Source organism: Maricaulis virginensis (assembly GCF_027922185.1).
GTDB classification, from domain to species: domain Bacteria; phylum Pseudomonadota; class Alphaproteobacteria; order Caulobacterales; family Maricaulaceae; genus Maricaulis; species Maricaulis virginensis.
In genome coordinates this window covers 607,178-625,333 of sequence record NZ_BSFE01000001.1, presented here as the reverse complement: position 1 = coordinate 625,333, position 18,156 = coordinate 607,178, and the positions used below count along the sequence as shown (strand labels likewise).

Annotated in this window: 16 protein-coding genes; 10 read left to right on the top strand and 6 right to left on the bottom strand. The window is 64.6% G+C overall.

Annotated elements, in window-relative coordinates:
- Nucleotides 1–209 precede the first annotated feature (209 nt).
- From PKE71_RS03040 to PKE71_RS03020, 5 genes are all read left to right on the top strand, one after another.
- On the top strand, nt 210–1,484 hold the full coding sequence (locus PKE71_RS03040; RefSeq protein WP_271185479.1) for a serine hydrolase domain-containing protein: 1,275 nt from the start codon (nt 210–212) through the stop codon (nt 1,482–1,484).
- Entirely contained in the window at nt 1,477–3,081 is a 1,605-nt protein-coding gene (locus PKE71_RS03035; RefSeq protein WP_271185478.1) for a GMC family oxidoreductase, read from the top strand. Before PKE71_RS03040 ends, PKE71_RS03035 begins: the two co-directional genes overlap by 8 nt.
- 32 nt (nt 3,082–3,113) lie before the next feature.
- Nucleotides 3,114–4,535 carry a coniferyl aldehyde dehydrogenase gene (locus PKE71_RS03030; RefSeq protein ID WP_271185477.1) on the top strand — a complete coding sequence of 474 codons (1,422 nt, stop codon included), beginning with the start codon at nt 3,114–3,116 and terminating at the stop codon, nt 4,533–4,535.
- 257 nt (nt 4,536–4,792) lie between these two features.
- On the top strand, nt 4,793–5,551 hold the full coding sequence (locus PKE71_RS03025; protein ID WP_271185476.1) for an SDR family NAD(P)-dependent oxidoreductase: 759 nt from the start codon (nt 4,793–4,795) through the stop codon (nt 5,549–5,551).
- A 91-nt stretch (nt 5,552–5,642) separates the two neighbouring features.
- On the top strand, nt 5,643–6,422 hold the full coding sequence (locus PKE71_RS03020) for an isocitrate lyase/PEP mutase family protein (protein ID WP_271185475.1): 780 nt from the start codon (nt 5,643–5,645) through the stop codon (nt 6,420–6,422).
- On the opposite strand, the gene PKE71_RS03015 is transcribed toward PKE71_RS03020, so the two are convergent.
- The 3 genes from PKE71_RS03015 to PKE71_RS03005 all read right to left on the bottom strand — a co-directional run bounded on the left by PKE71_RS03015 (nt 6,419) and on the right by PKE71_RS03005 (nt 10,247).
- The gene (locus tag PKE71_RS03015; protein WP_271185474.1) at nt 6,419–7,492 is read right to left on the bottom strand and encodes a CNNM domain-containing protein; all 1,074 of its coding nucleotides are present in this window, start codon (nt 7,490–7,492) and stop codon (nt 6,419–6,421) included. The genes PKE71_RS03020 and PKE71_RS03015 overlap by 4 nt on opposite strands.
- Nucleotides 7,493–7,574: 82 nt before the next feature.
- Nucleotides 7,575–9,347 (bottom strand): N-acyl-D-amino-acid deacylase family protein, encoded by a 1,773-nt coding sequence (locus PKE71_RS03010; protein WP_271185473.1) that lies wholly within the window; start codon nt 9,345–9,347, stop codon nt 7,575–7,577.
- A gap of 24 nt (nt 9,348–9,371) precedes the next feature.
- Complete coding sequence (locus PKE71_RS03005) at nt 9,372–10,247, bottom strand: bile acid:sodium symporter family protein (protein ID WP_271185472.1); 876 nt, start codon at nt 10,245–10,247, stop codon at nt 9,372–9,374.
- Between the two features lie 335 nt (nt 10,248–10,582).
- Between PKE71_RS03005 and PKE71_RS03000 the strand changes: the two genes are divergently transcribed.
- The 4 genes from PKE71_RS03000 (at nt 10,583) to PKE71_RS02985 (ending at nt 13,954) form a co-directional block, all read left to right on the top strand.
- A complete protein-coding gene (locus PKE71_RS03000; protein ID WP_271185471.1) occupies nt 10,583–11,047 on the top strand; it encodes a winged helix-turn-helix transcriptional regulator in 465 nt (154 codons plus the stop codon).
- Nucleotides 11,048–11,135: 88 nt separating this feature from the next.
- Entirely contained in the window at nt 11,136–12,374 is a 1,239-nt protein-coding gene (locus PKE71_RS02995) for a parallel beta-helix domain-containing protein (RefSeq protein WP_271185470.1), read from the top strand.
- A gap of 7 nt (nt 12,375–12,381) precedes the next feature.
- A complete protein-coding gene (locus PKE71_RS02990) occupies nt 12,382–13,512 on the top strand; it encodes an SO2930 family diheme c-type cytochrome (RefSeq protein WP_271185469.1) in 1,131 nt (376 codons plus the stop codon).
- A gap of 130 nt (nt 13,513–13,642) precedes the next feature.
- Nucleotides 13,643–13,954: a hypothetical protein gene (locus tag PKE71_RS02985; RefSeq protein ID WP_271185468.1), complete on the top strand. Its 312-nt coding sequence runs from the start codon at nt 13,643–13,645 to the stop codon at nt 13,952–13,954.
- Nucleotides 13,955–14,032: 78 nt separating this feature from the next.
- Here PKE71_RS02985 and PKE71_RS02980 read toward each other — a convergent pair whose 3' ends face one another.
- Nucleotides 14,033–15,406 (bottom strand): M28 family metallopeptidase, encoded by a 1,374-nt coding sequence (locus tag PKE71_RS02980; RefSeq protein ID WP_271185467.1) that lies wholly within the window; start codon nt 15,404–15,406, stop codon nt 14,033–14,035.
- A gap of 204 nt (nt 15,407–15,610) precedes the next feature.
- Between PKE71_RS02980 and PKE71_RS02975 the strand changes: the two genes are divergently transcribed.
- Nucleotides 15,611–16,192, top strand: coding sequence for a DUF805 domain-containing protein (locus PKE71_RS02975; RefSeq protein WP_271185466.1), 582 nt, complete (start codon nt 15,611–15,613; stop codon nt 16,190–16,192).
- A gap of 4 nt (nt 16,193–16,196) precedes the next feature.
- Here PKE71_RS02975 and PKE71_RS02970 read toward each other — a convergent pair whose 3' ends face one another.
- Both PKE71_RS02970 and PKE71_RS02965 read right to left on the bottom strand, forming a co-directional pair.
- Nucleotides 16,197–17,171 (bottom strand): NADPH:quinone oxidoreductase family protein, encoded by a 975-nt coding sequence (locus PKE71_RS02970; RefSeq protein ID WP_271185465.1) that lies wholly within the window; start codon nt 17,169–17,171, stop codon nt 16,197–16,199.
- A gap of 39 nt (nt 17,172–17,210) precedes the next feature.
- Nucleotides 17,211–18,131: an SDR family NAD(P)-dependent oxidoreductase gene (locus PKE71_RS02965; protein ID WP_271185464.1), complete on the bottom strand. Its 921-nt coding sequence runs from the start codon at nt 18,129–18,131 to the stop codon at nt 17,211–17,213.
- Nucleotides 18,132–18,156: the final 25 nt, after the last annotated feature.

The window sequence follows — 18,156 nt, the reverse complement described above, 5'->3', positions numbered from 1 at the left end:
TCCGCGTTTCACAATTGTTATATGAACACCGCTCATGGCGGCTGTCAGCCGGTTTCTCCGATTTGCACAAAATTCTTGTCGGAATTGATGCAAGCAAACCTCACCGGTGTTTTTCAAACACAGCCTTTCCGCGACCTCTTTTCAAGCCGCCCAACTGTGCTTAGGCTGCCGAGTGAACAGCGTTCATAAGGCTGTCGTTGGGGAGAAAAATGAAAAAACTTATCATGGGGTTGGTCGCTATACTTGGCGTTCTCGCCCTCTCTGCCGCCGGTTGGTTCTTCCGCCCGTGGTCCGAATATTCACCGGCTGAAATCCAGGCTGCGACACAGCCGGAAAGCCTTCCGGACACGTTTCGCCACATGGACGAGGTTTTCCCCTATCGCACGATAGAACCGTCCGAATCGGCAACACCGCTGCCGCGCGAAACCGATCAGGTGAATGTCGCCTACACCTTCAACGGCGCCGAACGGACGGTCGATGACTGGCTCTCGGACTCGCGTGCAACCGGTCTTATGGTGCTGCACAATGGCGCCGTGGTGCACGAGCAATACCTGCTGGGTTCGACGCCCGAGACCCGTCACACCTCCTGGTCGGTCGGCAAGAGCTATGTCGCCACGCTGATCGCCATGGCGATCCATCAGGGCCGCATCGCCAATCTCGACCAGACGGCCGAGATGTTCGCACCGCAATATGGCGGCACGGATTATGGCCAGACCACGCTGCGCCACCTTCTCATGATGTCGGCCGGCGTGGACTTCGAGGAAGACTATGGCGCCCCGGATTCCGATATCCGCCGCCTCTTCTTCGGCGCCAATATCTTCGGCCGCGATATCGACGCCATGGTCGCGGAAGTCGAACGCAACCGTCCGGCCGGTGAAGACCTGCACTATGTCTCCGCCAATACCCAGGTGCTCTCGGCCGTCGCGCGCGGCGTGTGGAATGCGCCGCTGGCCGATATCGTCGAAGCGGAGATCTGGCGCCCGATCGGCATGACCGGCGAGGCCTACTGGAACCAGAATGTGCCCGGCGAGCGCGGTATGGCGATCGGCTATTGCTGCCTCAATGCAACACTCGAGGACTATGCCCGCTTCGGCCAGTTCTACCTGCAGGACGGTGTCTGGAACGGCGAGCGCCTGGTGCCGGAAGGCTGGGTGGAGCAGGCCACGCGCCCCAACGCCCCCTTCCAGGAAGCCGGCCCCGACGCGGTCTACGCCCATCGCGGTTATGGCCTGCACTTCTGGGTGCCCGAAAACCATGACGGCGAATATTTCATGGCCGGCGTCTACGGCCAGTATGTCTGGGTCGATGAGCGCCGCAATATCGTGATCGCCCGCACCGCCGCCGACACGGAATGGGGCGGCCGCACCGCGGAGTCGCTCGCCGCGATGCGGGCCCTCGCCGCCCACTACAGCGACGATCCGGACACGCCGGCCATTCCCGAAGAAGCCGCCGCATCCGAGACCGGGGAGCCCGGCGATGAGTGATCTGGAATTCGACTATGTCATCTGCGGCGCCGGTTCGGCCGGCTGTACGGTCGCCGAACGCCTGTCGCGAGATCCCGGTGTCAGCGTCCTCGTGCTCGAGGCCGGCGGCAGCGATAACAGCCCCATCATCCGCACGCCGATGCTGCTGCAATACGCGGTGACGGGCGAGCAGTTCAACTGGGGCTACTGGACCGAGCCGCAAAAACACCTCAACGACCGCAAACTGCTCTGGCCGCGTGGCAAGACGCTGGGCGGCTCCTCCTCGATCAACGCCATGCATTACATGCGCGGCGCCAAGGAGAATTACGACGAGTGGGAACAGGTCTATGGCGCTAAAGGCTGGGGCTGGAAGAACGCCCTGCCCGCCTTCAAGGAGGTACAGCACCAGACCCGCGGCGAAAGCGAGCTGCACGGTACGGGCGGCCCGCTCTGGGTGTCGGACATTGCCCCGCTCAACCCGCTGACCGAGGATTTCCTCAAGGCCGCCGACCAGCTGCAATACAAGCGCAATGCCGACTTCAACGGCCCGGCCCAGGAGGGTTTCGGCCCCTACCAGGTCACCCAGAAGAACGGCAAGCGCTGTTCCGCCGCCGACGCTTTCCTGCGTCCGGCGCTGGAGCGTGAGAACTGCTCGGTGCGCACCGGCGCGATGGTGCGCCGGGTGGTGCTGGAAAACGGCCGCGCCACGGGCGTCGAGGTCGACCTGGACGGTGAGACAACGGTCATCACGGCCCGCAAGGAGGTGATCCTGTCCGGCGGCGCGATCAACTCGCCCCAGACCCTGCTGCTCTCGGGCATCGGTCCCGCCAACGAGCTGCGCGAGTCGGGCGTCTCGGTCGAGCACGACCTGCCCGGTGTCGGCAAGAATTTGCAGGACCATCTCGATGTAACGGCACAGGTCTGGACGAAGTCCGCGACCTCGATCGGCAATTCCCTGCGCTCCCTGCCCCAGCACATGTACATGGTGCTGCGCTGGGCGCTGCGCGGCGACGGGCCGTTCACGGTGAACCCGGTCCAGGGCGGCGCCTTCATCAAGTCGGCCTATGCCGGCGACCTGCCCGACCTGCAGCTGGTTTTCATTCCGGCCATCTCCAATCCGCACGGTATGGAGAAGACAAGCGGCCACGGCATCACCCTGCATGTCTGCCAGCTCTATCCGAAGAGCCGCGGCGAGATCACGCTGAAATCGACCGATCCCCACGACCACCCGGCCATCCAGCCCAATTATCTGGAAGAGGAATGGGATCTCGATGTGATGACCGACGGGCTGGCCAAGGTCCGCGACATTCTCAACGCGCCGGCCTTCGACCATGACCGCAAGGCCGAGCGCTATCCGGGCCCCCATGTGGCCACGATGTCGGATTTGCGCGACGATGTGCGCGCACGGGCGGAAACGCTCTACCATCCGACATCGACCTGCGCGATGGGATCGGGCGAGCTGGCCGTCACCGACAGCCGCTGCCGCGTGAAAGGCATCGACGGTCTGCGCGTGGTGGATGCCTCGGTCATGCCGCGCCTCGTTGGCGGCAATACCAACGCGCCAACCATCATGATCGCAACCCGGGCCGCAGCGATGATCGCCGAAGACAATGCCTGACAACACTGACCGACCGGCCAAAGGAGGCTGACATGAGCGAAGCCGAAGCCAAGCAGATCGAACGCATGAAGGCGGTGCTGGAAGCCCAGAAGGCGGCCTTCCGGACCGAGCGGCACCGGCCGCTGGACAAGCGCAAGGCCGATCTCGACCGGATCGCCGGCCTGTGCCGCACCAATGCCGACGCGATCGCCGAGGCGATCTCGAAGGATTTCGGCAACCGGGCGCGCGAGGAAAGCGTGATCGCCGAGATCGCCTTTGTCATCCAGGACGCCGAACACACAAAGAAGCATCTCGTCAAATGGGCGAAGACCCGCAAGGTCGGCGTGCCGATGACGCTGATGCCGGGCAAGGCGGAAATCCGCCGCGAGCCCAAGGGCGTCGCCGGCATCGTTTCGCCCTGGAATTATCCTTTCCAGCTGGCCATGGCTCCGCTCGTGGCGGCACTGGGTGCGGGCTGCCGGGCGATGATCAAGCCATCCGAATACACGCCCGGCACAGCCGAGCTGATGAAGCGCCTGCTGGCCGACGCCTTCGAGGAAGACCATGTCGCCGTGATCACCGGCGGCCCGGCCGTTGGCGAGGCTTTCACCAAGCTGAAATTCGACCATCTCTTCTACACCGGCTCGACCCAGGTCGGCCGTCTGGTGGCCAAGGCCGCCGCCGAGAACCTGGTGCCGGTGACGCTGGAACTGGGCGGCAAGTCGCCGGCCATCGTCACGCCGGACTATCCGCAGGACGCGGCCGCCAAGTCCATTGCCTGGGGCAAGCTGTTCAATGCCGGCCAGACCTGTGTGGCCCCCGACTATGTATTGGCGCCGAAAGGATCCGAGCGCGATCTGGGCGAGGCGATCATCAATGTCGCTGCGCACCAGTTCCCCGACGCCTCGAGCGATGATGCCTACACGGCCATCGTCTCGGACCGGCACTATGACCGTCTCAACGCCATGATCGAGGAAGCCCGCCAGGGCGGTGCCGAGATCCTGCAGCCCGGGCATGACGCCCAGGCCGCACAGGCTGCGCGCAAGATCCCGCCGACCGTGGTGCTCAACCCGCCGGCCGATGCCGCGGTGATGACCGAAGAGATTTTCGGTCCGGTCCTGCCGATGGTCGGCTACAGTGAACTCGACGCGGCGATCGATTTTGTCGGCGACCGCGACCACCCTCTGGCGCTCTATGTCTACTCGACCGACAAGACGCAGGCGCAACGCGTGCTGGACGAGACGATGTCCGGCGGCGCGGCGGTCAATATCAACCTCCTGCATCTCTCGGTGCCCGACCTGCCCTTCGGCGGCGTCGGCGCTTCCGGCCAGGGGGCCTATCATGGCGAGGCGGGTTTCCTCACCTTCACGCATGAACGCTCGGTCTTCTCGACCGGCAAATGGCACCCTTCCCGCCTCCTCGCCCCGCCCTACGGCAAGATGTTCGAGACGGTGGCGAAACGGCAGATGAAGTAGCGCCATCGTCTTTCCTCCCCAACCCTGTTGGGGAGGTGGATCGCCGCGTCAGCGGCGAGACGGAGGGGCCGCCGCGCACGGCGGTTTGTTGACGGCACACCTGGCCTCCCGCCGGCTCCGCCGGCGCCCCTTCGACCCGATGCTGCGCATCGGCCCACTTCCCCACATCGTGGGGAAGAAAAGCACCTTGTCTTGGCCGCATCTCCAACTTGCGCTAGCACGCGTCATCCCCAATCACACCACGTACAGGCCCGCCCATGTCACTTCCCCTCACCGGAAAACGCGCACTTGTCACAGGCTCCAGTCATGGCGTCGGCCTCGCCGCCGCCCATCTGTTTGCCGCCCAGGGCGCGGAAGTCGTGCTGCACGGCAATGCCAATATGGCCGATGCCGACAAGGCGGTGCAGGACATCGGACCGGCCGCGCTCGGTGCTGTCCAGGCTGACCTGTCGCGCCCCGGCGGCGGACGTGAACTCTACGATGCCGCGCTGCACCTCGCCTCGGGCCGGCTCGACATCATCGTCAACAATGCCGGTATCCACCCTGCCAGCCCGCTGGACGCCAGCGACGCGGAATGGGAAGCGGTCTGGGCGCTGACGCTGCAGGTCAATCTGATGGCCATGGCCGATATCTGCCGCGCCGCCATTCCCGAAATGGCCGCCAGCGGCGGCGGATCCATCATCAATATCGCCAGCCGGGCCGGCTATCGCGGCGAAGACCGCAATCACATGGCCTATGCCGCCTCCAAGGGCGCCGTTCTCGCCCTCACCAAGACGATCGCCCGGCAATGGGGCGCAAACGGCATCTATGCCTATGCCCTCGCCCCCGGCTGGATCGACACCCGTATGGGACCGCAGCACGAGGCCGACCGGGCCCGCGCGAAGGCCGAAATCCCGATCGGCGACCTCGCCCAGCCTGAAGAGATCGCTGCCATGTGCGCCTTCCTCGCCTCCGGCGCCTGCCGCAGCGCCACCGGCAGCTGCATCGACATCAACGGCGCGAGCTATGTGAGATAGGCCCTCGTCCAAGTCCGTTTTCCGCGAGCGGCGGGCTTTGCGGCTTCCTACATGTCCACCCGGAACTTGCGATTTCGAGGAGGATTGTCGCATGACGCAGGGAGATCTCGCCCGCCGCTTTGCCGCACTGCACGTGAAGGGCGCGCCGCTGGTGCTGTACAATATCTGGGACGCCGGGTCGGCCGGTGCCGTGGCGAAAGCCGGGGCCAAGGCGTTGGCAACCGGCAGTGCGTCCGCCGCCGCGGCCCAGGGCTACAAGGATGCCCAGGCCCTGCCGCTCGACGCCCTGCTGGCCACTGTACGGCGCATTGTCGAGACGAGCGAACTGCCGGTGAGCGTGGATTTCGAGGGCGGCTATGCCGAAGCGCCCGACGCGCTGGCCGCCAATACGGCCCGCCTGATCGCGACCGGCGCGGTGGGCATCAATTTCGAGGACCAGATTGTCGGCGGCGACGGTCTCTATCCCGTCGAGGTCCAGGCCGACCGGATCCGCGCGATCCGCAAGGCGGCCGACGAGGCCGGCATCCCGCTCTTCATCAATGCGCGGACCGATCTTTTCCTGAAGGAACGCGATGCGGACCGTCAGGCGGCCCTGATCGGTGAAGCCGGGACCCGCGCCGCCGCCTATGCCGGGGCCGGGGCGAGCGGTTTCTTCGTACCGGGGCTGGCCCGGGAAGACCTGATCGGGCAGATCTGCACGGCTTCGCCCTTGCCCGTGAATGCGATGATGATGCCGGGCATGCCGGATCGCGAACGCCTCGCAGCCCTGGGCGTCGCCCGCATCAGCCACGGTCCCTTCCCTTATCTGGCGATCATGAACGCCCTCAAGACGGCGGCGGCCGAAGCGATCGGAACGCCGGTCCCGGCCTAGCCGGGGCCGCCATCCGGCATCGAGTCGGGATCGAGCCCCATGGCGGTCATCCGGTCACGCCAGCGCTGGCGGGCGAGGATCTGCATGTCCTCGACCGTGTCCGCCTCGTCGGTGATTTCCAGGCCGAGCAGGGTCTCTACCACGTCTTCCATGGTCACCAGGCCGCGCAGCGTGCCGAACTCGTCGACCACGACCGCCAGATGCCCTTTCGACCGGGTCAGCCGGTCGAAAGCGGCTGAAGCGCTGATATCGTCACGCAAGGTGATGATCTCGCGGCTGAACTCGGCAATATTCCGGTCGAACTCGTCGCGCGCCTGGGCCAGCAGCAGGTCGGACTTGAGAACATAGCCGCTGACATGATGTGCAGTACCGTCGAAGACGGGCAGCCGCGAGAACGGCGTCTGGGCGTGCGCCTCGAAGAAGGCACGCACTGTCTCGTCGCCATTGACCGATACCATCACCGAAGCCGGCGTCATGATGTGCTCCACCTTCAGCCGGTGCAGGCGCATGAGGTTGGAGACCACCGCCAGTTCCTTGTCGTCGAGCACGCCTTCGCGGGCGCCGATCTCGGCCATGGCGCGCATCTCGTCGCGCGAGAAGGTGAAAGCGCTTTCGCCCGAGCGCGCGATGAAACCGGTCAGCTTCTCGGAGAACCAGACAAAGGGCGTCATCAGCCGGGTCAGCCAGAGCACCATCCGGCCGACGGACGGCGCCAGGGACTGCCAGTGCACGGCGCCCAGCGTCTTGGGGATGATCTCCGACAGGACCAGGATCAACAGCGTCAGGATCGCCGAGGTCAGGCCGACGAATTCATTGCCGAACACAACGATCGCCTGGGCACCGACGCCGGCGGCGCCGACCGTGTGGGCGACCGTGTTCAGCGTGAGAATGGCAGCCAGCGGCCGGTCGAGATTGGCCTGCAGGGTCTGCAGGGCCTCGCTGGCGGGATGTTTCTTGCGGCGCAATGCCTCAACGTGCGCCGGCCGGACCGACAGCAGGACCGCCTCGGAGATCGAACACAGGAAGGACACGACAAGTGCAAGGGCCAGATAGGCCAGGAGAAGCGTCATTTGCGGGCCGTCATGGGCAGCTGCAGCATGGATACGCGACCGGTCTAGCCTGTTTCGCGATCCATGCCGAGCCTGGAGCCGCCTACTCCGCCGCGACAGCCATTTGCCCGGCGCGGTAGAGCGTGCCGGGTCGCGCACCGGTCAGCCGGCCCTTTTCCATCACGATCTCGCCGGACACGATGGTCGCGTCATAGCCGCGCGCGCCCTGCAACAGGCGCTGACCGCCGGCCGGCAGGTCCTTCTCCATGTGCGGCGGTTCGGACTGGAGATTGTCGAGATCGATAATGTTGATATCGGCCTTCATCCCGGCACGCAGATAACCCCGATCCGTCATGCCCAGATAATCGGCCTGGGCACCGGTGAGCATGCGCACGACCTTCTCCAGGGTGAGGCGCCGTCCGCGTGTGCGGTCGCGTGTCCAGTGGGTGAGCATGTAGGTCGGCATGGACGCATCGCATACCGTGCCGACATGGGCGCCGCCGTCGGACAGGCCGTAGAGCGCCTGGGGATGCTCCATCATCTCGAGCACATTGTCGTAGTTGAGCTCGGTATAATTGTAGAGCGGCAGGTAGATCAGTTCCTGACCGTCGCGCTCGAGCAGCGTGTCATAGACCATCTCCATCAGCGGCACGCCGTTTTCGCGGGCCCGCGCGGCGAGCGAACGTTCCGGCGGCTGCTCATAGTCCGGCGGATCGCCGAGCTGGAAGAATTTCTCCGCCACCATCTCGATATGCTCCATCAGCAGATCGGCGAGCGGCGGCACGGACGAACCCGGCCCGGACAGCTTGTCGGTCTTTTCCGACAGGATCTGCGCCTTGAAAGCCGGCTCCTTCATCTTCGCGACCCGCTGGTCCAGCGGCAGGTGCGCGATGGTCTTGTAGCTGGGATAGCCCATGAAGGGGTGGAAGGTGCAGTTGAAGCCAAGGAAAACACCGATCGCACGCGGCGCCACCTGCATGCGGGCATCCACGCCCTCTGCCTTCAGCTTCTCGGTCAGCCCGATCAGCTTCTTCCACTGATCCGGCGCGAAATCGCGCTGCATCAGGGAGAAGGAAAACGGCCGGCCCGATGCCTTGGCATAGTCGGCGATGATCTCCCATTCTTCGTCGAAATCCTGCTCGCCGCGTTCGAGATTGAAATCGGACACAGCCTGCACCACGCCATGGCCCAGCCCTTCGAAGGCACGGGCAATGCCGGTCAGCTCGTCACGCGTGGATTCCGAGGACGGCGTCCAGTCGCCGTCGGCCGTCTTGTGCACATCCGACCGGCCCGTGGCGAAACCGATGGCGCCCGCTTCCAGCGCCTCGCGGGTGAGCCGTCGCATGGTGGCGATGTCGTCGTCATTGGCCGGTTCGGAGAACACGGCCCGGTCGCCCATGACATAAACCCGCAGCGGATCGTGCGGCACCATGGCGGCGATATCGATGGTGCGCGGCATTTTCGCCAACGCGTCCATGTATTCCGGAAAGCTTTCCCATTCCCAGGTCAGCCCCTCGTAGAGCGCGGTGCCGGGGATATCCTCGACGCCTTCCATCAGCTTGATCAGCTTGTCGTGATCGGCTTCGCGCACCGGGGCAAAGCCGACGCCGCAATTGCCCATCACCGCCGTCGTCACGCCATGATAGATCGAGGGACGCAATTCCTCGTCCCAGCTGGCCTGCCCGTCATAATGGGTGTGGATGTCGATAAAGCCCGGCGTGACGATCCGGCCGCTGGCGTCCAGCGTCCGCTTCGCCTCGCCCAGATCGGTGCCGATGGCAGCGATGCGTCCGTCCTTGACGGCTATGTCGGCAACACGCCCCTCGCCGCCCGAACCATCATGGATCGTGCCGCCCGTGATCTTCAGATCATACATGTCAGACCTCCCGGTTTCGCCCTCTTACGGGGCTGTTTTCGTCTCCCGCGCGATCTTCAGCCAATCGAGGCCGCGGTACAAGCCGATCAGCCCGGTACCCGCAACGAGGTGCCAGATGCTCCACATGCCGGTGATCGCGGCCGCGCCGCCCAGCCCGTCGAACTGGCTGAGCAGTATGATCAGGCCGAGACCGGAATTCTGGATACCGACCTCGAAGGTCAGCGAGCGCCGGCTGGGCGCATCCAGACGCAGCACCCGGCCGCTCAGCGCACCGAGACCGAAGGCCGACGCATTGTGGATCACGGCAATCGGAATGATGATCACCCCGATGGCGAGGATGATCGTCCAGTTCTGCACCACGCCGACGACGATCAGCACGCCGATCCCGGCCAGCGACAGAGGCATGAGCACGGCGCGGATGCGCGCAGCAAGCCGCGGCCAGCGCGCCGCGACCAGCATGCCGGCCGCCAGCGGTACGGCCAGCAGGGTCACGGTCTGGGTCACGAAGGGCATGGGCGAGATCTCGAGCTGCTGCACCAGTTGTGCGGTGGGCCCGTAGACCGACGACCAGAACAGGATCGAGACCGGCGTCGCCAGGGCTGCGGATACGCTGGAAATGGTCGTCAGCGAAACCGAGTACGCCGTGTTCCCCCGCGCGAAATGGGTCAAAAGGTTGGAGACATTGCCGCCCGGGCAGGACGCGACGACGAACATGCCCAGCGCGATACTGGCCGGCGGCGCCAGAATCAGCACGAGGCCGAGGGTGAGCAGCGGCAGCCCGAGGATCTGGGCGATGACCCCGCCGATAACGCGCACAGGCTGCTGCCGAACGGCCCGGAAATCCTCGATGTTCAACGCCAGTGCGACGGTGAACATCATCCCCATGAGGATGAAGGCCATCGCCAGCCGCGTTTGGTCATCAACTATGACCCGAAAAGAATCTATCTCGGCACCGGTCACGATTTCCCCTTAAAAACAATATTTTAAGTTCTGAACGTTGTTTGCCCGGGCAGCCTAGGCGAGTTGCAACCAATTGTCATTGGCCTGCAAAGGGTCGCAAAACTCCACCAAATCTGTATTCTCCGCCGCCAAACGCGGCGCGAATCCAGCCGGAAACGCAACCGGCGGCCGTGTTTTCGGGCAGGAATGAGTCTCCAGAACAGGAGTCGCCATTCCGATTTTTGCGTTTTGGGAGGACCGCTTTGGGCAGCGGTCCGGAGTTTGGGGGACCGGAAATGGGCCGGAAACGTTTCGACGAGATGTCGTGCGCGATTGCGCAAACCCTGAATCAGGTGGGCGACTGGTGGACACTTCTCATCGTCCGCGACGCGATGAAGGGGGCGCGACGCTTCAGCGATTTCCATGAAAGCACCGGCATAGCCAAGAACATCCTCACCGACCGGCTGAACAAGCTGGTGGAGAACGGCATCATGGTGCGCGAGGAAGTCGGCGTGCGCGGACAGCGTCAGGAATACGTGCTGACGGAGCGCGGCGAGGCGCTTTTCCCGATCCTGATGGCGATGCAGCAGTGGGGCGACAAGTGGATCTACGGCGAAGCGGGCGCGCCCGTCGAGATGTACGACACGCGCACCGGCGATCCGCTGGCGCCGATCCAGGTTGCCAATCATCGCGGCGAGGAAGTCACCCATCGCGATGTCGCCACCCGCGACAAGTCCGGCAAGATGCGCGAAGCGGGATAATCCCCTCCGGTTTTTGAATCGACATGAACATTGTTCACTCCTAGTCTGACGGCAAAACTGCCGTCATGTCAGGGAGGGGACACACGACATGAATCGACTCGTCTTTGCCGCGATTGCCGGCACGGCCGCGCTGACGCTCACGGCTTGTGGCGGCCAGCCGGAACGCGATATCACGACCGCTGACCGCGACTACCAGAACCAGCTGATCGAACAGCTGATCGATGCGCAGCCCGGCGATGTGATCGAGATACCCGAGGGGGTGTTCGCCTTCGATCGTTCGCTCAGCCTGACGGTCGACGGTGTCACCATCCGGGGCCAGGGCGCCGACCGGACCATCCTGTCCTTCCAGAACCAGTCCCAGGGCGCTGAAGGCCTCCTCGTGACGGCCAGCGACTTCACCATCGAGAACCTCGCCATCGAGGACACGGTGGGCGACGGGCTGAAGGTGAATGAGGGCGAGAACATCATCATCCGCGGCCTGCGGGTGGAATGGACCAATGGTCCGGACACCCGCAACGGCGCCTACGGCATCTATCCGGTACAGACGACGAATGTCCTGGTCGAGGACTCCATCGCCATCGGCGCTGCCGATGCGGGCATCTATGTCGGCCAGTCGCGCAATGTCGTGGTGCGCCGCAATCGCGCCGAGCGGAACGTCGCCGGTATCGAGATCGAGAACACGATCGGAGCCGACGTCTACGACAATGTCGCCACGGAAAACACCGGCGGCATCCTCGTCTTCAACATGCCCAACCTGCCGCAGCCGGGCTATCGCACGCGCGTCTACGACAATCACGTCTTCGCCAACAATACCGGCAATTTCGGCCATGAAGGCACGCCGGTCGCCTCGATCCCGGCGGGCTCCGGCATCGTCATCAATTCCAATGACGAGGTGGAGATCTTCAACAACACGATCGCCGACAACCGCACGGCCAACATCATCGTGTCGTCGCTGCATTCGACGGGGTATTCGGATTATGCCGTCCAGCAGGACTTCGACCCCTATCCCGAAGGCATCCACATTCACGGCAACACCTTCTCCGGCGGCGGCGACAATCCCGACGGGCTGGACCTGCAGGGCCTGAAAATCCTTGTCGCCGGACCGCTGGGACGCCTGCCGGACGTGCTGTGGGACGGTTATTACGATGCGGACAAGATGGTCGATGGTGCGATGCCCGACGACCGCCGCATTTGTCTGGACAATGGTGAGGCGGAAATCGTCAATGCCGACGGTCCGAACGGGTATGAAAACCCGGCAGTCGTGACCGATAACCACCGCTGTTCCCTGCCGCCGCTGCCGGCGGTCGAGCTGGCGCTGGCCGAATAGGCGCTCCATGTTGCGTTTCAGTGTCCTGGCCCTGGCCCTCCTGACCGCCGCCTGCGGCGGACGGGAGGCCGCCACGCCGCAATTCATCGAGACCGGCAATCCGGCCCTGTTGAGCGCATGGGGCATGATGAGGTCGGACGGGCGCTCGCTCGTCCTGGGTGACGGGGTCGTGCCCTATGATCTCAACACGCCGCTCTTCTCCGACTACGCCCACAAGCAGCGCACGATCTGGATGCCCGAGGGCGTCAGCGCGACCTATCGCGAGAATGACGTGCTGGACTTTCCGGTCGGCACCGTCATCACCAAGACCTTCTACTATCCGCGGACCGGTACGCCGGACGAGGTTCGCAGCACGCTGGAAACCGCGCCGGGGTGGAGGCCCGACGGTCTCGATCTTGCCGGAATACGCCTGGTGGAGACGCGCATCCTCGTCCACCGCGAAAGCGGCTGGGTTGCCCTGCCCTATGTGTGGAATGCCGACCAGACCGATGCCGAACTGCGCCGCGCGGGCGAGATCATCCGCCTGACGGCCACCGACGCAGACAGCCGTGAGCAGGACTTTGCCTATGCCGTGCCGAACGCCAATCAGTGCGCCGGCTGCCACGCGGTGAACAATACGACGCGGCAAATCCAGCCGATCGGCCCCGCGCCGCGCCACATCAATCGCGACTATGCCTATGCCGGCGGCGCGCAGAACCAGCTGGAACACCTTCACGCCGCAGGCTATCTGGGCGACTGGCCGGGCGCGGAAACAGCCCCGCGCGCGGTCAATTATCTCGATGCCGCAGAACCGCTGGATGCGCGCGCACGCGACTATCTCGACATCAATTGCGCGCATTGCCACAACCCCTCAGGCCCGGCCGACACGTCGGGCCTGCACCTGCAGCACGACGCCCCCACCGGCCCCAATCTGGGTCTGTGCAAACTGCCGATCGCGGCGGGTGGCGGCACGGGCGGGCGGCGGTTCGGGATCATGCCGGGCGAGCCGGAAGAATCCATACTCCTCTATCGAATGGAGACGAATGACCCCGGCGCGATGATGCCTGAACTGGGGCGCGCAATCCGTCATGAGGAAGGCATTGCCCTGATACGGCAGTGGATTTCAGAGCTGGATGCGGATTGCCAGGCGCGCGGCTGACCCTCGCCTGTCACGCGAATTTCGCGAACCGGCATATTGAGAGAGGTGAGCGGCAAGGTTAACGTCACGGCTGGCGCGTCACGACAACCGGACAATCCAGCCAGGCGCGCCGTCAACGGGGAGATCATCCATGCTTCTGACAACCATCGCCGTCCTTGCCCTGCAAACCGCACCGGCCGACATGCTGGTCGAGAACGCGCTTCAGGTATCGACCGCCCAGGGCAGCTACATCACCTATTTCAATGCCGACGGCACCTACACCTCCAATATCGGTATCGAAGGCACCTGGGAAATCCGCGGCAATGAAGTGTGCGTCGAGCGTTCGACCGGCGAACACGGCTGCGCGCCGATCCAGGAAAATCTCGAACTCGGCGCCAGCTGGGAAGGCGAGAATGCCGCAACCGGCGAAACAGTGACCTATACCATCGTCGCACGCGAATAGGCCCGCGCCAGCGCTGCAAATAAAAGGGGCGCTCGTTACGAGCGCCCCTTTCGTCTGCGTCCCGATCGCGACGGCGCGCTACTCGCCAAAGCTCCCGGCTGGTCCCGGGAAGACGACCGGCGTTTCCGAACCGTCCGTGGCGACAGCACTGACGCCGAAATAATAATTGTCGATCACGACATTCTCGAGCGTGTAGGTATCGGTGCGGCCGACGAACCGGCTCCACTGCCATTGCGGCTGATCGGTCAGGCGCCAATGCACGCGATAGCCGGCGAGATTCTCTGCCGCCTCGCCTTCGGCCATGTCCCAGCTCAACGTGGTGGACGGCTGCACCGCGCCCTCGATCTCCACATTGGCCGGGAAAGGCGGCGCGCCCGCCATCTGGGCCATAACGGCGACATTGAGCGCGGTCAGCTTGGCAGCATGGCCCGCATCCACGCCATCCATCGTATCGCCATAGACGCGGCCGTCCTCGGTGCGCAGATCCTGGTGCTGGCGGTCATAGTGCTCGTTCGTCTCCATGATCCGCACGCCCGGCATGCCCGCCTCGTTGAACGGGCGGTGATGGCCGCCGCGGCCGAACCGGTCGAGCCGGTAGACCATCATGACGTCAAGATTGGGGATGTACTGGTCGGCCGTACGATCGACGAAGCGCGCCAGATTGCGCGACGGGCTGTCGACCTCGCCTCCGGTAAAACGGCGCTGGCGGGCCTCTTCCTCGGTCTCCACATAACGCGTCCCTTCGGAGAAGACCCGCGCCGTCGTATTGTCGATCACGCCATTGATCCCGGCGATGTTGGAGATCATGTCATTGTTCAGCACGCCCTTGATGCGCCAGCCCTGCTCCAGCGCGTGCGCTGCGACGATACGGCCGCCAAACAGACCCTGCTCCTCGCCGGACAGGCCGGCATAGATGATCGAACCGGCGAACTCGTGCTGTGACAGGACGCGCGCCGCCTCGATGACGCCGGCCATGCCGGAGGCATTGTCATTGGCACCGGGGCTGTCGGATGTGCCGTCGAGCGGATCGGAGACCCGGCTGTCGATATCGCCGGACATCATCACGAAACGGTCCGGATCCAGCGTTCCGCGCTGGATGGCGATCACGGAGACAACCTCGGCAGGCTCGGGAATGCGCCGCTCGCCGGAGATCGTGTCCGAAACATACATCACCTCCAGACAGCCGCCGCACTCGGCCGAGATGCGCTCGAACTCGTCATGGATCCAGCGGCGGGCGGCACCGATACCGCGGCTGTCGCTTTCGGTTTCCGAGAGCGTGTGGCGGGTGCCGAAATCCACCAGCGTCTGGATATCCCGGCCGATCCGGTCGGCGGAGACCGCCGCAACATAATCGTGGACGGCGAGGACTTCAGCCGGCGGCGCGTGCTCCTGGGCCAGGGCCGGCATGGACAGGAGCGCCGCCGCAGCGGCGGCGGTGGTCAGATTACGCATGAGAGACTCCCCAATTCGTCTTGCCGCCAGTTTGGCGGCGATGCCGCGCGGGTCAAGCGGCGCGGCGCCCGGCCGGTGTGGCTTACGTCCGGCTAACCATACGCGCAGGTATACCGGAATTCAGCCTCTGATTGTGCTAGCGGTTGAACACTCAAAGCGGGCAAGCAGCTCTGCGATCACGGAGCACCAACCGGAGACGGGCAGATGGGGTTCTTCACGGCAATCGGGCACGGCTTCGCGCACTATGCCGACTTCAAAGGACGCGCGCGGCGCAGCGAATACTGGTGCTGGACACTGTGCGTCACCCTGGTGACAATCCTCACGCTGTATGCTGCCGCAGCGGCGGCTCAGCCCAAGAGCGGTACGGTCCTTTCCGGCCTGATCGGACTGGGACTTTTAGCCTTCTACCTGGCGATCCTCCTGCCCAGCCTGGCCGTAACGGTCCGCCGCCTCCATGACAGCGGCAAGTCCGGCTGGTGGTATCTTCTGACCTTCCTGCCCTTCGGCGGCTTCGTCGTCCTGATCTTCACCCTGCTCGACAGCGAGCCCGGTCCCAACCGGTTCGGCCCCTCGCCGAAGACGCCGGGGAGTTCGTACGGAGGAAGACAGCCGCAGGGAGCACCCGACTGGGTCGAACGGGCCGGGGCACGCGCAGCAGAGATTGCGCAGACCGGGCACCCGGCCGGCAATACATTGAGCAGTCGGCGACCGCCTGTATCGGGCGGTTTCGGTCAGCGCCCGACCTTCGGACGCCGCCAGACTCCGCCGGGCCCGGCGAGGGCCTAGTGATCTAGGGAACCAGCACGACCTTGCCGATCGCCTTGCGGCCGGAGAGCGAGTTGAAGGCGTCGAGGAAGTTCTCGAGCTTGTAGGTGCCCGCCACGTAGGGCTTGATCTTGCCCGCTTCGAACATGTCGAAGAGTTCCTGCATGTTCTTGCGGTGCTCCTGCGGCAGTGCCCCGGCCCAGGCACCCCAGAACACACCGACCACGCTGGCCACTTTCAGGAGCGGCAGGTTGAGCGGCAGTTTCGGGATATCGCCCGCCGCAAAACCGATCACCAGATGCTTGCCCCCGAAGGCGATGCCACGGAAAGCCGCTTCAGTGTACTCGCCGCCGACCGGGTCGTAGATCACGTCCACACCCTTGCCGCCGGTCAGTTCCTTGATGCGGGCCTTGAGGTCCTCGGTGGAGTAGTTGATCAGCTCGTCCGCGCCGTGCTCCTTGCACACCGCCAGTTTCTCGTCCGAGGAAGCCGCGGCGATCACCTTCGCGCCCATCGCCTTGCCCAGTTCCACCGTTGCCAGGCCGACGCCGCCGGCGGCACCGAGCACGAGAAGGGTCTGACCCGGCTTCAGCTCGGCCCGCTGTTTCAGGGCATGATAGGAGGTGCCATAGACGATGGTCAGGCCCGCAGCCGCCTCGAACGGCATGCTGTCAGGGATCTTCGTCAGGGCGGGTGCCGGCAGGACGGCCTCGGCAGCGAACGCGCCGGTCGGCGTGTTGAACATCACCCGGTCGCCAACGGCAAAGCCCTCGACACCCTCGCCCAGCTCGCGGATCACGCCGGCCCCTTCCGTGCCCGGCACGAAGGGCAGTTCCGGCTTGAACTGGTACTGGCCCCGCACACACAACAGGTCCGGGAAGTTGAGACCGCCCGCCTTCACATCGACCAGGACATGGCCCGGCTTCAGTTCCGGCGCGTCGATCTCCTCGACCTTCATGTTCGCTTCGGGTCCGAATTCGCGGCACAGGAGCGCTTTCATGGATGTCCTCCCCGGACTGTTCGTGTGTGGGTTTGAAACCTAGCCCAGCTTGACGCCGTGATGGGCAGCGGCCTTGGTCAGGAACTTGATCGTCTGTTCGCCGCCGGCCTGGAACTCCTTCTGGGCGGCGGGATCCTTGATAGCGTCGAACTGCGCCGCGACATTCTCCGGCGTCAGCTCTTCCGGCGGCAGATAGATGCCGTCGGTCTCGTAGATTTTCGTCGCGGCAAAACCGCCGGCACCGGCGCACAGGATGGTGCGCGAGGGGCCGTCTTCAGACACGAGGTAGACGAGCCCCGTCGACACGGTCTCCGGCTTCATCAGATCGAGCGCGGCCGGCGGCAGCAGGCCCTCGGTCATGCGCGTGGCCGCGGTCGGGGCCAGGCAGTTGACGCGGATGTCGTATTTCTGGCCTTCCAGATGCAGCGTGTTCATGAAGCCCACGACAGCCATCTTGGCGGCGCCGTAGTTGGACTGGCCGAAATTGCCGTAGAGGCCGGACGAGGACGAGGTCATCGCGATACGGCCGTAATTCTGCTCGCGCATGATGTCCCAGACCGCCTTGGTGCAGACGACAGAGCCCATCAGGTGCACGTCGACCACGGCCTGGAAATCGGCAATATCCATCTTGGCGAAGGACTTGTCGCGCAGGATGCCGGCATTGTTCACCAGCACATCGACCCGGCCCCAGCTGTCCATGGCCTGCTTGACCATGTCCGCGACCTCGTCGGCCCTGGTGACATTGGCGGTGTGCGAGATGGCCTCGCCACCCGCAGCGCGGATCTCGTTGGCCACGTCTTCCGCGGCCGAACCCGTGCCCGTGCCATCCACGGAACCGCCCAGATCATTGACCACCACCCTGGCACCGCGTGCCGCCAGCGCCATGGCGTGGCAACGTCCCAGACCCAGGCCGGCGCCGGTGACAATGGCCACGCGGCCGTCGTAACGAATCTCACTCATAACCAGTCTCTTCTCTTGAACGTGT